Here is a 13,347-nt window from a genome sequence, read left to right as displayed (position 1 = left end):
CTCCGCGGATCAGACGGGGTCGACACCGGAGATGTGCGCCGACGCCCGCGCCGACACGGTGCGCAGCGCCGACAGCACACGCCGCACCGCGGCGTAAGCGAGCGCGTCGGGCCGCGCCAGTGCGTCCACGTGGCGCACCAGGGCGAGGTCGGCGAGCGGTCGCAGCACCAGCCCGTCGACGGCGAGGGGCGTCGTCGTGGTGCGCGGCATGACGGCGATCGCTGCGCCGGCGCGCACGACCTCGGCCGTCACCGAGAACTCGTTGATGCGGTGGGCGACGTCGAGAGGGCGCCCCACGTGTGCGGCGAGATGGTCGAGAACGCCGGCGAGCGGGAATCCGGGGTGCACCGACACCCATCTCTCGGCGACGAGGTCGGCCGCACGCAGCTCGTCGCGTCCGGCGAGCGGGTGGTCTGCCGGCAGGGCGATGTCGAGCGGCTCTTCTAGCAACGGCACCGTGACCACGCGGTCCGCGGGCCACGGTTCGTCGTGCGCGAGGCGGTGCGCCACGACGAGGTCGTGGTCGGCGGTCAGCCCCGGAAAATCGCGGTGCGCCACATCGGCGTCGGCGAGGTGCAGTGGCGGCGTGCCGTCGAGTTCGCGCAAGAGGGGCCCGAAGAGCGCGAGTGCGGCGCTGTGGAAGGCCGAGACGCGCACGGGGCGGTCGCTCGCGTCGAGGAACGCACCCACGGCCTCTCGCGCCGACACGAGAGCCTCGTCGACCCGCGCGCCGGCGGCGGCGAGGGCCTCTCCGGCGGGCGTGAGGGCGAGGGTGCGCCCGCGCCGGGTGGTCAGCGGAACGGGCACGTGCGCCTGCAGCGCGGACAGCTGCTGCGACACCGCCGACGCGGAGACGTGCATGCGCTGCGCCACGGCGGCCACGCTTCCGCGGTCTCGGAGCTCGCGCAGCAGGCGAAGATGACCGACATCCATAAGGAAGAACTTACGACACGGTGAAGAAGGATCCCATTGTTCTTCCGCGTCGCCCGCGTCACGGTGGGGGCATGCCCCGCCGCGTCCCGGAACTCGTCGTCGACCTCCTCCTCGTCGCGGTCGCCGCGGTCTGGGGTGCCAGCTTCCTCGCCGCGAAGGAGTTGGTGTCCGAGACCGGCGTCGCCTCCGGCGTGGCGCTGCGCTTCGTCGTGGCCGCGATCGCCCTCGGCATCCTGTGCCTGATGAGACGGGAACGGATGCCGCGGGGGCGCGGCCTCGCGATCGCCGCTCTGCTCGGCTGCTCGCAGGCGGCGATCATCGGGCTCGAGACCGCGGGCGTGCACCTCACCTCGGCGACCAACGCCGGGCTCCTCATCAGTCTCGCCCTCGTCTTCACCCCGGTGCTGGAGAGCGTCGCCGCGCGCTCGTGGCTCCCGCGGACGTACTTCGTCGCGGCCGTGGCTGCGGTGGTCGGCGTGGCCCTGCTCGTCTCGGACGGCGGCCTCCGTACCCCCAACCTGGGCGACGCTCTCGTCATCGCCGCGGCGGTCGTCCGCGCCGTGCACGTCACCGCGAGCGGGCACCTCACCCGCGGCCGACACGACAGCACCCTCGCCGTCGTCTTCGTCCAACTGGTCGTGTGCGCCCTGGCCTCGTCCGCCGTTGCCGGCGCCGACCTGCCGCGTGCGGCCGCGGGGCTCTCGGCATCCGGATGGGTCGACGTGCTCTTCCTCGGACTGCTGTGCTCGGTCTTCGCGTTCGTGGTGCAGTTGTGGGCGGTGCGGCGCACCTCGGCGACCCGCGCGAGCATCCTCATGGGTACCGAGCCCGTGTGGGCGCTCGCCGTGGGTGTCGCCATCGGCGGCGAGGCGGTCGGTGCCCCCGGGCTGATCGGTGCCGCGCTGATCATCGCCGCGTCGTACGCGGGACAGGCGATCGAACGACGGCACCGCCGCTCGCGCGAGGCGGCGCAGGGTGGTGCCGTCGTCGGGCCGATCAGTTCTGCTCGGGTCTCGGTCGACGCCACCGCGCCCACGCCGTCGCCGTGAGACCCGCTCCGACCAGTGCGACCGCGAGGAGGATCGACGCGATCTCGCCACCGGTCAGGGGCAGGCCGCCCCCGGGGGATCCGGGACCCGCGCCGGGCGGTGGGGAGCAGTCGACCGTGCAGGTGGCGCTCGGCAGGGGGGTGATCTCGACGGTGATGCCGACGCCGTCGTCGGCGACGGCCGCGGGGAACAAGAGCGTGTCGCTCATGAGACCTCCACCGCCTCGCGCCGACCCTCTTCACGGGCGCGCGCCACGAGGTCGTCGAGGCGCCGGCGGGAACGGCGACGCCCGGACGCGGCGGCTGCGACGATGAGGGCGAGCCCGACCGCGGCGGCGAGGTGCAGCCACGGCACCGCCCAGACGGTGACGCTCTGCGTCACGGGCGTCGCGGCGAGCATCGAGTCGGGCACCGCGGCATCCACCGTCACGTCCTTCGTCAGCAGGAAGAGCGGCCACGCGGGCTGGGGCTCGGTTCGCACGTCCCGCGATTCGCCGGGCAGCAGCACACCGCGTTCCGTCGTCGTCGACTCCACCGCGTCGGCCACGGCGAGAGCGGTGTTCCCGGTGTTCTCCGCCGTGTACGCGTAGGTGATCGACCCCGGCGCGAAAAGGTTCCACGACGGCGTGTATTCCGCGCGGACCTCGCCGACGCCCACCGCGGGGGCGAGCTCGCCCGTCACACGGGTCGAGACGCGGAAGCCGACGCGGCTGTCCACTCCCACTTTCGTGCCGTCCGCTCCCGCGGAGGTGGAGCGAACGGATGCCGAGACCCCGGCCGCGTGATCGCCCGGGGTGGCGTTCGGTGGCACGACGATCTCGAACGAGACGACGCGCGTCTCGCGGGGAGCGAGCGTGACCGACGGTTCGATCGTGATCCAGGTGCCCGCATCGACCGAGGTGCGATCGGCCGGGAGCATCGTGAAGCGCCCGGTCTCGGTGTAGTAGCCGTCCGCCGCGTCGAGGGCGAAGGTCGCCTCGCTCTCGCTGAAGTTCTTCACGGCGAGATGCTCGGTGACGCGCTGGCCCGGATCGATCTCGACCTGCATGACCCGTCGACCGTCCGCTCCCTCGGCCGAGGCCGGGGTGACCGACCAGGTGACCGAGCCGGCGGTGTCGTCCGCCAGGACGGGAGGGGCCGCGGCGATCGCGGCCGCGGCCACGATGAGCCCGGCCACCGTGGCGGACCCTCCGCGTGAGAGCGCCGCCCTCATCGCGGCGCTCACCCCTCGAGCAGGGTCAGCGTGATGGTCGCCGAGTAGGCGCCGGGCGCGACGGTCGCCGGCGTCTGCAGCACGAGGCCGGCGGAGGCCGAGTACGCCCCACCCGCGGCGGCGGCGGAGTTGTCGGCGTTGGCGAGCAGTTCGGCGTCGACGAAGCCGCCGATGCCCGGGTCGACGGGGTCGCCGGGTGCGACGAGCGCGGAGTCGCCCGCGACAATGGTGGGATACCAGCCGAAGCTGTCGGCCGACGAGATCGCGGGCTGGCCGGCGTCGCCGGCGAAGTCGCTGATGGCGCCCATGACGTACCAGTACGCCTCCGGGTCGACATTCTCGGGAAGGCGGGTGTCGGTGACGGTGACCGTCGGCAGCGTGCCCGTGAAGGTGCGGTCGGTGCCCGACGCCTCTCCCTCGGTGAGGGTGGTGGCATCGTCGGCGACGGTCAGGGCCAGGACGCCGGGCTCGGCCGCGGGGGCGATCTCGACCTGCACGTCGACGGTGTCCTCATCGGCGGCGAAGGCGCTGCCGCCGCCCGCGGCTGCCAGGATGCCGACGCCGAGAGCGGCGACTCCGATGCGGGCCGTCAGGCCGCGACGCGAGGTGGGGGACATGGGTGCTCCGTTCTTCCACCGCGAGGCGGTGGAGTCGTCGGCGGGCGCCGGCGGGTGGTCGGGACGACCGGCGTCCCGCCGGTCGCTGAACGAGGGGGCCGTCGTTTCGGGCGGGCGCGGCGGACTCCGGGGAGCCTCGTGGCGGCGCTGTCACGGGTCGGTTCTGCGGGTTCGTTGTGACAGTAGTGCGGCTTACGCGCGGCGTCAAGCAAAAGATGACTGGCGTTCGGAAGCTCTAGGGGAGGCGCTTTTCCGGGGCAAACCAGGGCCGCGGTGGGCAGGAGCCCTTCCGTGAGCGGGACTGCGAGGGACAATTTCAGCAGTTCTTAACGGTATTTAGTCAAGTTTTGTAGACGTACCGGCAAAAGACTTCTACAGTGACCACGGTCGAGGGCGACCTGTGCGATCCGAGCGGTCGACGCCGTCCCCGCCGCTGATCCGAAGGAGCAATGATGCCCGTACCCGCTGTCTTGTCCGGCCCCCGCCGGCGCAGCACCCGCGTCGCGAGAACCCTCGTGGCCGGTCTCCTGGGCGGAGCACTCGTGGCCACAGGAGCGATCCTGCCCGCCGGTGCCGCCGTCGCCCCCGCCGTCAACACCCCGGCGGACCTGCCCAAGCAAGAACCGGGTGTGACGCTTCGCACCTACTCCACCCCGCCCCTCACCGAGCTCTGCACGCTCAAATCGGGACAGACCCCCAACGTCGACAAGCTCATGTCGACGATCGACTGGAGCACCGACGAGCAGTTCGGTGCGGGTGACAACTTCATCACGCACGCCCTGGCCAACCTCACCGTCAGCACCCCCGGCTCGTACGCCTTCCGTCTGACGAGCGACGACGGTTCGCGCCTCACTCTCGACGGCACGCAGCTGATCGACAACGACGGCCTCCACGGAGCGGAATCGGTCGAGGGCACCGTCACGCTCGACGTGGGCGTCCACGACCTCTTCGTCGAGATGTTCGAGGCCACCAACGGTCAGCAGCTCACGGTCGAGTGGAAGACGCCGGGCTCGTCGAGCTTCACCGTCATCCCGAACGACGTCCTCAGCACCGAGGCGGGCGTCGTGCGCGTCACCGCCCCCGGGACGAAGTACTGCGAGGGCAGCACCGACTCCGCCGGAGACGGTCTGCGCCTGGATGCCGTGAATCCCGACTACACGCTGGTGAACCTGCGCCCCGAGGGCTTCACCCCCAAGGTCTCGGGGCTGGCCTTCCTCGGCAACGGCGACCTCGCGGTGCTGACCACCGGCTCGGTCAACTCCGGTGGCTGGGACACCTCCACCCCCGGCAAGGTCTTCGTGCTCAAGGGCGCCCAGGCGGCCGACGGCCCCGAGGACGTCACCGTCGTCGAGGCGGCCGGCGGTCTGCTCAACCCCATGGGCATCGACGTCATCGACGACAAGATCTACGTCTCGGAGCGCTACCAGCTCACAGAGCTCAGCGACACGAACGGCGACGGCTCGTACGAGACGAAGCGCAAGGTCGCGGAGTACCCCTCGGGCAACAACTTCCACGAGTTCGCCTTCGGCCTGATCCACGACGAGGACAACTTCTACGTCAACCTCTCCGTCGCGATCGACAACGGCGGAGCCACGACCAACCCGCAGCCCGCGAAGAACCGCGGCACCTCCGTGAAGATCGACCGCGCCACCGGAGCGATCAGCTACGTGGCCGGGGGTCTGCGCACACCCAACGGCGTCGCCTTCGGTCCCGAGAACGAGCTCTTCGCGATGGACAACCAGGGTGCCTGGCTGCCGGCGAACAAGCTCGTCAACATCAAGCAGGACCGTTTCTTCAACCACTACACAAATCCCGCCGGTCCCTTCGACGCCAACCCGGTGACCCCGCCGGTGGTGTGGATCCCGCAGAACGAGATCGGCAACTCCCCGAGCACGCCCATCATGCTGAAGGACGGCCCCTTCGCCGGCCAGATGATGTTCGGCGACGTCACCTACGGCGGCCTGCAGCGCGCCTTCCTCGAGAAGGTCGACGGCGAGTTCCAGGGAGCGGTCTTCCGCCACTCCGCGGGCTTCGAGGTCGGCGTGAACCGCGTCATCGAGGGTCCCGACAAATCGCTCTACATCGGCGGCACGGGTGAGGGCGGCAACTGGGGCGAGGCGGGCAAGCTCACCTACGGTCTGCAGAAGCTCGTCCCGAACTCCACGCAGGACACCTTCGACATGAAATCGATGAAGGTCGTCGAGGGTGGGTTCGAGATCGAGTACACCCAGCCCCTGTCCGACGAGACGGTGGCGAACCTCGCCTCGGCGTACCGCGCCGAGCAGTGGCGCTACCTGCCGACCTCCACCTACGGCGGTCCCAAGATCGACGAGGAGATCCTCTCGCTGACCAGCGCCACGGCATCCGCCGACCGCAAGACGGTCACGGTCGCGTTCGACGGCCTCAAGCAGGGGCGCGTGGTGCACCTGCGCTCGCCGCAGCCCTTCGCCGCAGCCAGCGGTGACAAGCTGTGGAGCACCGAGGCCTGGTACACGCTCAACTCGCTGCCGGGCTACGTCTCGCCGGCCGACCAGGGATGGTACGAGGCCGAGGAGGCCCGCCTCATCGGCGGCGCCAAGTTCGACGCCGAGCACAGCGGCTACTCGGGCGCCGGTTTCGCCGGCGGCATGTGGCAGGCCGGTTCCGCGTTCGAGTTCACGGTGAACGCCGAGGACGCGGGCACCGTCCCGGTCAACGTGCGCTACTCCAACGGCCCCAACCCGGCCCCCGGTTCCAAGGACGTGAACCTCTACGTCAACGGGCAGAATCTCGGCCGGTGGGACTTCCCCTCCACGGGTGACTGGAAGACCTGGGCCACGATCACGCGGGACATGCCGTTGGTCGCCGGGACGAACACGATCGCGCTGAAGTACGACTCGGGCAACAAGGGCAACATCAACGTCGACGTCCTGTCGATCGGCACCGCCGACATCTGCGCTCCGGCGCAGGTCGAGGACGGGTACCGCTCGCTGTTCGACGGCACGCTCGAGAGCCTGAACGCCGGTTGGCGCATGGCGGGCCCCGGGGGCTTCGGTCGTCAGAACGACTGCAGCATCCGCGGCGAGGGCGGCATGGGGCTGCTCTGGCACAAGGCGCAGGAGCTGAACGAGTACAGCCTCAAGCTGGACTGGAAGCTCATCGCCGACCACAACGGTGGCGTCTTCGTCGGCTTCCCCGACCCGCAGAACGACCCCTGGATCGCGGTGAACCAGGGCTACGAGATCCAGATCGACGCCTCCGACGCCGCCGACCGCACCACCGGTGCGATCTACACCTTCCAGGGTGCGGATGCCGCGGCGGTCGAGGCTTCGCTCAAGCCGGTCGGGTCGTGGAACGCGTACGAGATCGTCGTGAAGGGGCAGAGCATCAAGATCTTCCTCAACGGCACGCTGGTGAACGATTTCACCAGCACCGATCCCGCGCGCGACCTGTCGCAGGGCTTCATCGGCCTGCAGAACCACGGCGGCGGCGAAGCGGTGTCGTACCGCAACGTCCGTGTCATGGAGATCGACGAGCCGGCACCTCTCGCGGTGACGGCCTCGGCCGAAGTCCGTTGCATGGCGAAGAAGGCGACGCTGACGGTGCGCGCCACCAACACCGACACGCTGCCGGTCGACGTGACCCTCGAGACGGCGTGGGGCGAACGGGTCATCCCCGCCGTCCAGCCCGGGAAGACGGTGTTCCACACCTTCACCACCCGTGCCGTGTCGGTCCCCGCCGGTGAAGCGACGGTGTCCGCGACCGGCGACGGTCGCACCGGCGAGGCCACGGCCTCGTACGCGGCCAAGAGCTGCGGCTGATCCCCCCCCGGCGCCCTCGGTGGCGGACTCGCGTCCGTCGCCGAGGGCGCTCCCCCTGTCCCAGAGGTCCCCATGCTCTCCTCCCTCGGCCGCCGCGTCAGCCGGCATCGCCTGATCGTCCTTCTCGCGTGGGCCCTGCTCGTGGTCGTCGGCGGCGCCCTCGCGGGTGACGTCTTCGACCGCACCGTCTCGGTCGCCGACGCCCCCGCCGGCAGCGAGTCGCTGCGCGCGAGCGAGCGCCTCGACGCCCTCGATCCCGAGGGCGAGATCGTCACCGCCGTCGTCCGCGGTGCGGACTTCTTCTCCCCGACGCTGCGCGACAGCGCGACCGCGGTGATGTCGTCGATCCGCGCCGTGCCCGGGGTGGCCGAGGCCACCGACGCCTACACGGCCGGCGGGGCGATCGGCGACGACGGGCGTTCGTCGCTGGTCGTCGTCGAACTCGCGCGGGGCCTCACCGGCGACGAGGCCGTCGCCACGGCATCCGCTGTCTCCGACCTGCTGAAGGGGATCGCCGCCCCCGAGGTGCTCGTCGGCGGCCCCCTCCTGGCCGAAGAGGCCTTCGTCGACCGCGCCACCGCCGACGCGGCCCTCGGCGAGAGCGTCGCGATCCTCGTCCTCGTCGTGTTGCTCACCGTCGCGCTCGGGTCGTTGCGCATCGCGCTCGTCCCCGTGGTCGCCGCCCTCGCGGCGATCGCACCGACCCTCGCGATCCTGGGCCTTCTCGCCCGCGTCGTCGACGTCAACGAGTTCGCGGTCAACGTCGTCACGATCCTCGGCCTCGGTCTCGCGGTCGACTACAGCCTGCTGGTGGTGCTGCGCCTGCGCGAGGAGCGTGCGGCCGACCCCGCCGTCCCCCTCGACGACCTGATCGCCCGTACCGTCTCGGGCGCCGGTCGGGCGGTGCTCGTGTCGGGTCTCGCCGTGACGGTGGCCCTTCTGGGCATCCTGGTGCTCGGCGACCCGTTGCTGTCGGGCATGGCGCTGGGTGGGGCCGTGGTCGTGGTCGTGGCGACCCTCGCGGGTCTCACCCTCGTCCCCGCCACGCTCTCGCTCCTGCACCGCGCCCTCCCTTCCGCCGGAGCGCGCACCTGGGCACGCCCCTGGGCCGGTCGCGCCGCGCGCGAGGGGGTGCTCGCCCGTTCCACGCGCCTCGCGCAACGGCGCCCGGGCCTCGTCGCCGTCGCCGCCGCGGCCCTGCTGATGCTGCTCGCCGCCCCCGTGGCATCCCTCGCCCTCGACGACTCCGACATCCGGTCCCTTCCCGCGGACGCCGAGGAGCGACGGGCGTACGAGGCGACGACGACCGGCTTCACCGGGATCGGGATCGAGCCCGTCACGGTCGTGCTCGACGGATCGATCCAGGATGCCGCCGTCACCGGCGTCCTCGATCGGATCGCCGCCCTGCCCGAGGTCGCCGACGCCGACGTGGTGCAGCAGCTGCCGCCCGAGGTCACCGCGGTCGCCTTCACCCCGACGGGCGACAGCGCGACGGGGCCGGCGGCGCAGAGCCTGGTCGAGGCGGTGCGCGAGCTCGACTCCCCGGTCCCCCTCGAGGTCACGGGGCCCGCCGCCTTCCTCATCGACACACGTGATCACCTGGCCTCGCGCCTGCCGTGGGCGCTCGCGATCGTCGCCGCCGCGAGCTTCGCGCTGCTGTTCGCCCTCACCCGCTCGGTCGTCGTTCCGGTGAAGTCCCTCGTGCTGGCGGGCCTCACCGTGGCCTCGACGCTGGGAGTGCTCACCGCGATCTTCGGGTGGGGGTGGGGCGCGCCCTTGCTCGGGTTCGAGCCGAGGGGCGCGCTCGATGTGACCACGCCCCTGCTCATCGGGCTCCTGGCCTTCGGGTTGACCATGGACTACGAGGTGTTCCTGCTGGCCCGCATCACCGAACGCTGGCGCTCACGCGATCTTTTTGTCGACCCGCGCTCCGCCAACGCCGAGGCCGTTCGCCACGGCATCACGCGCACGGGTCCGGTGGTGACGCTGGCCGCCGCGGCGATCTGTCTCGTCTTCCTCGGCTTCGCGTTCGGCGAGCTGGTCGCGATGAAAGAGATCGGGGTCGGGATGATCGTGGCCGTCGTCCTCGACGTCACCGTCGTGCGCGGGCTGTTGCTGCCCGCCGTGATGACGCTCCTCGGGCGCGCCAACTGGTGGCCGGGTACGCGACCGGCCGTCCCCGCCCCGCCCGCGCCGCTTCCGACCCTCGAGACCGCATCCCGCTGACATGTCGGCGTCGAGTCGACACCGTCTCGTCGGCGGGATGCCGTCTCGCGTTCCCCGCGGTCCCGGTCCGCCGCGCGCGCGGTCGCACCGCCGTAGGCTGGAGTCATGCACGGCGAGTACAAGGTCCCCGGCGGGAAGCTGGTCGTCGTCGACCTCGAAGAGCGCGAGGGGCGGATCCACGGCTTCCACCTCGCGGGCGACTTCTTCCTCGAGCCCGACGACGCTCTCGACGACATCGACGCGGCCGTCAACGGTCTTCCGGTGGAATCCGACGTCCCTACCATCGCCGCGGCCATCCGCGCGGCCCTCCCCGAGGGGGCGCAGCTCCTGGGCTTCACCCCCGAATCGGTGGCGACCGCGATCCGCCGCGCGCTCGTCACCGCCCCCGGCTGGGCGGACTTCGAGTGGGAGGTCGTCCACGACGCCCCCGTCTCGCCCCGCATGAACCTCGCCCTCGACGAGGTGCTCACCACCCGCGTGGGCGCGGGGCTGCGAAAGCCCACGCTGCGCCTGTGGGAGTGGGATGAGAGCGCCGTCGTCATCGGCTCGTTCCAGTCGCTGCGCAACGAGGTCGACCCGGCGGGCGCCGAGAAGCACGGCTTCGACGTCGTGCGCCGCATCTCGGGCGGCGGCGCCATGATGATGGCGGCGAACTCGATCGTGACCTACTCGCTGTACGTGCCGGCATCCCTCGTCGCGGGCATGACCTTCGCCGACTCGTACGCGTTCCTCGACGACTGGGTGCTCCAAGCGCTGCGCTCGCTCGGCATCGACGCGGTGTACCAGCCGCTCAACGACATCGCCGGCCCCCACGGCAAGATCGGCGGGGCCGCGCAGAAGCGCCTCGCCAACGGCGGAGTCCTGCACCACGCGACCCTCAGCTACGACATGGACGGCCAGGTGCTCACCGAGGTGCTGCGCATCGGACGCGAGAAGCTCAGCGACAAGGGCACCGTCTCGGCCGCCAAGCGCGTCGACCCGCTGCGCAGCCAGACGGGCCTTGCCCGCGCCGAGGTCATCGAGCGTTTCATCCAGACCTTCACGACTCTGTACGGGGCGACCACCGGGCACATCAGCGACGAGGAGTACGCCGAGGCCCGGGCTCTCGTCGACTCCAAGTTCGCCACCGACGCGTGGCTGCAGCGCGTCCCGTGAGCGCCGACGACCTCACCGACGCGCCCGCACCGGGCGGCGTCGAGATCCATCACGCCGACAACCTCAGCGTCACCCCGGCCTATGCCGACGGCTCTTTCGCGCTTGTGTACCTCGACCCGCCGTTCAACACGGGGCGCACGCGCTCGAAGGCGGTCGAGTCGGCGACGCGTAAGGCGCCGGTCGAAGAGGCCCCGGATGCCGAGCGGCTCGATCCCGTGGCATCCGATCCCAACATGCTCGAATTCCCCGCCGAGGAAGAGCCGCCGCCGCCGGTCGTGCAGCGCGGCTTCCACGGCCGCGAGTACGCGCGCCTGCGCGGCGACCTGCGCACCTACGACGACCGCTTCGACGACTACTGGGGCTTCCTCGAGCCGCGGCTCGTCGAGGCGTGGCGGTTGCTCGCCGACGACGGCACCCTGTACCTGCACCTCGACTACCGCGAGGTGCACTACGCCAAGGTCATGTGCGATGCGCTGTTCGGGCGCGACAAGTTCCTCAACGAGCTGATTTGGGCGTACGACTACGGCGCGAAGACCAAGCGTCGTTGGCCCACCAAGCACGAGACGATCCTGGTCTACGTGAAGAACCCGGCGAAGTACTTCTTCGACTCGGATGCCGTGGACCGAGAGCCGTACATGGCCCCGGGTCTCGTCACCGCCGAGAAGGCCGCGCGTGGCAAGATGCCCACCGACGTGTGGTGGCACACGATCGTGCCGACCACGGGTCGCGAGAAGACCGGGTACCCGACGCAGAAACCCGAGGGCGTGCTGCGCCGGATGGTGCAGGCGTCGTCGCGCCCCGGCGACAGGGTGCTCGACATGTTCGCCGGCAGCGGCACGCTCGGCGCCGTCGCCGCGCCGCTCGGGCGTCACTCGGTGCTGATCGACGACAACGCCGATGCGGTGGCCGTGATGCACAAGCGCCTGGAGCCGTACGCGAGCTGAGGCCCCGTCGCTCGCGGCTCGCTCGTGGGGTCGGTGATTCGCGCAACTTCAGTCGCGGTGGCTGTTGTGGGGGTGAGGTTGTGCGTATCGCGGAGGTGAGGGGCGCCCGCGTTGTGGTGCGCGTCGTGGCCCGTGGTCGCTCGCGGCTTGCTCGTGGAGTCGGTGATTCGCGCAGCTTCAGTTGTGCTGGCTGTTGTGGGGCTGAGGTTGTGCGTATCGCGGAGGTGAGGGGCGCACGCGCCGCATTCAGGCCCGCCGCGGCGGGTTCGGGCTCGACCGGTGTCCGATGTCGGTGCCCCCGCCTAGGGTGAGCCCATGGACTTCGGCATCTTCGTTCCCCAGGGCTGGCGCTTCGACCTCGTGGGGATCGACCCCGCCGAGCACTGGCGTGTGATGAACGCGCTCGCGCAGAGCGCCGACGACGGCCCCTGGACCTCGCTCTGGGTCTACGACCACTTCCACACCACGCCGGTCCCCAGTGCCGAGGCCACGCACGAGGCCTGGACGCTCATGGCCGCCTTCGCCGCCGCCACCGATCGCGTCCGCCTCGGCCAGATGTGCACCTGCATGGGGTACCGCAACCCGGCGTACCTCGCGAAGGTCGCGGCGACCGTCGACGCGATCTCGGGCGGCCGTACCGAGATGGGCATCGGCGGCGGCTGGTACGAGCACGAGTGGAAGGCCTACGGGTACGGTTTCCCGCCCATCGCCGAGCGCCTCGGACGCCTGCGCGAGGGCGTCGAGATCATGCACCAGGCGTGGACCACGGGCGAGGCGACCCTGTCGGGCACGTACTACGAGGTCGACGGAGCGATCGTCCAGCCCCAGCCCCTCCAGCCGGGCGGCATCCCGCTCTGGATCGCCGGCGGCGGCGAGAAGGTCACGTTGAAGATCGCGGCGAAGTACGCCTCGTACACGAACTTCGGCGGCTCGCTCGAGGAGTTCGACCACAAGTCCGAGGTGCTGCGCGGGCATTGCGAGGCCCTCGGCCGCGACGCGTCCGAGATCACCCGGTCGACGAACTTCAACACGATCGTGGCCGAGACCGAGGCCGAGGCATCCGACCGCCTGGCCGCGGTCGTCGCGCGCCTGCGCCCGCACGTGGGCGACGAGCGGGCGGATGCCATCGAGGCCGACTACCGCTCCTCCGACGCCTTCGGCACCCCGGAGCAGATCGTCGAACGCCTGCGCGAGCGTGCCGCCCACGGCCTCGGCTACGCGATCCACTACTTCCCCGAGGCCGCGTACGACACCTCGGGCATCTCGCTCTTCGAGCGCGAGGTCATGCCGCATCTCTGACCCCCCGGCGTCGGAGCGGCCCTCCGTGGCCGCAACGGATTCGGGTAAGTGCAGCGGTGAGCCCGCGGCATCCGATTCTGGTGCGCGTCTCCGATTCTGCGGCGCGCCCACC

10 protein-coding genes are annotated in these 13,347 nt (G+C 71.0%); 6 read left to right on the top strand and 4 right to left on the bottom strand.

Annotated elements, in window-relative coordinates; translation table 11 throughout:
* Positions 1-9: 9 nt before the first annotated feature.
* Positions 10-933, bottom strand: coding sequence for a LysR family transcriptional regulator (locus OVA17_RS03910; protein WP_267788310.1), 924 nt, complete (start codon positions 931-933; stop codon positions 10-12).
* A gap of 71 nt (positions 934-1,004) precedes the next feature.
* On the opposite strand from OVA17_RS03910, the gene OVA17_RS03905 reads away from it, so the two are divergent.
* Positions 1,005-1,982: a DMT family transporter gene (locus OVA17_RS03905; protein WP_267788309.1), complete on the top strand. Its 978-nt coding sequence runs from the start codon at positions 1,005-1,007 to the stop codon at positions 1,980-1,982.
* Here the strand turns inward: OVA17_RS03905 and OVA17_RS03900 are convergent.
* The 3 genes from OVA17_RS03900 to OVA17_RS03890 are packed head-to-tail and all read right to left on the bottom strand — an operon-like array spanning position 1,930 to position 3,811.
* Complete coding sequence (locus tag OVA17_RS03900; RefSeq protein ID WP_267788307.1) at positions 1,930-2,190, bottom strand: hypothetical protein; 261 nt, start codon at positions 2,188-2,190, stop codon at positions 1,930-1,932. The two genes, OVA17_RS03905 and OVA17_RS03900, sit on opposite strands and share 53 nt — an antisense overlap.
* Positions 2,187-3,158, bottom strand: coding sequence for a WxL protein peptidoglycan domain-containing protein (locus tag OVA17_RS03895; RefSeq protein ID WP_267788305.1), 972 nt, complete (start codon positions 3,156-3,158; stop codon positions 2,187-2,189). Before OVA17_RS03895 ends, OVA17_RS03900 begins: the two co-directional genes overlap by 4 nt.
* 44 nt (positions 3,159-3,202) lie before the next feature.
* Positions 3,203-3,811 (bottom strand): hypothetical protein, encoded by a 609-nt coding sequence (locus OVA17_RS03890; RefSeq protein ID WP_267788303.1) that lies wholly within the window; start codon positions 3,809-3,811, stop codon positions 3,203-3,205.
* A gap of 452 nt (positions 3,812-4,263) precedes the next feature.
* Between OVA17_RS03890 and OVA17_RS03885 the strand changes: the two genes are divergently transcribed.
* The 5 genes from OVA17_RS03885 to OVA17_RS03865 all read left to right on the top strand — a co-directional run bounded on the left by OVA17_RS03885 (position 4,264) and on the right by OVA17_RS03865 (position 13,235).
* Positions 4,264-7,611 carry a family 16 glycoside hydrolase gene (locus tag OVA17_RS03885; protein ID WP_267788302.1) on the top strand — a complete coding sequence of 1,116 codons (3,348 nt, stop codon included), beginning with the start codon at positions 4,264-4,266 and terminating at the stop codon, positions 7,609-7,611.
* A gap of 72 nt (positions 7,612-7,683) precedes the next feature.
* On the top strand, positions 7,684-9,837 hold the full coding sequence (locus OVA17_RS03880) for an MMPL family transporter (protein ID WP_267788301.1): 2,154 nt from the start codon (positions 7,684-7,686) through the stop codon (positions 9,835-9,837).
* A gap of 105 nt (positions 9,838-9,942) precedes the next feature.
* Positions 9,943-10,992: a lipoate--protein ligase family protein gene (locus OVA17_RS03875; protein ID WP_267788300.1), complete on the top strand. Its 1,050-nt coding sequence runs from the start codon at positions 9,943-9,945 to the stop codon at positions 10,990-10,992.
* Entirely contained in the window at positions 10,971-11,936 is a 966-nt protein-coding gene (locus OVA17_RS03870; RefSeq protein WP_267788299.1) for a DNA-methyltransferase, read from the top strand. Before OVA17_RS03875 ends, OVA17_RS03870 begins: the two co-directional genes overlap by 22 nt.
* Before the next feature lie 315 nt (positions 11,937-12,251).
* Positions 12,252-13,235, top strand: coding sequence for an LLM class F420-dependent oxidoreductase (locus OVA17_RS03865; RefSeq protein WP_267788298.1), 984 nt, complete (start codon positions 12,252-12,254; stop codon positions 13,233-13,235).
* The last annotated feature ends 112 nt before the right edge of the window (positions 13,236-13,347 follow it).

This window comes from Microbacterium sp. SL75 (genome assembly GCF_026625865.1).
Classification (GTDB): Bacteria; Actinomycetota; Actinomycetes; order Actinomycetales; family Microbacteriaceae; genus Microbacterium.
This window is presented reverse-complemented; position numbering and strand designations above follow the sequence as displayed.

Bases quoted from the DNA above. Each gene is read 5' to 3' on its own strand.
- OVA17_RS03900 (WP_267788307.1), bottom strand. From the start codon at position 2,190: ATGAGCGACACGCTCTTGTTCCCCGCGGCCGTCGCCGACGACGGCGTC.
- OVA17_RS03905 (WP_267788309.1), top strand. From the start codon at position 1,005: ATGCCCCGCCGCGTCCCGGAACTCGTCGTCGACCTCCTCCTCGTCGCG.
- OVA17_RS03910 (WP_267788310.1), bottom strand. From the start codon at position 933: ATGGATGTCGGTCATCTTCGCCTGCTGCGCGAGCTCCGAGACCGCGGA.
- OVA17_RS03875 (WP_267788300.1), top strand. From the start codon at position 9,943: ATGCACGGCGAGTACAAGGTCCCCGGCGGGAAGCTGGTCGTCGTCGAC.
- OVA17_RS03880 (WP_267788301.1), top strand. From the start codon at position 7,684: ATGCTCTCCTCCCTCGGCCGCCGCGTCAGCCGGCATCGCCTGATCGTC.
- OVA17_RS03885 (WP_267788302.1), top strand. From the start codon at position 4,264: ATGCCCGTACCCGCTGTCTTGTCCGGCCCCCGCCGGCGCAGCACCCGC.
- OVA17_RS03865 (WP_267788298.1), top strand. From the start codon at position 12,252: ATGGACTTCGGCATCTTCGTTCCCCAGGGCTGGCGCTTCGACCTCGTG.
- OVA17_RS03890 (WP_267788303.1), bottom strand. From the start codon at position 3,811: ATGTCCCCCACCTCGCGTCGCGGCCTGACGGCCCGCATCGGAGTCGCC.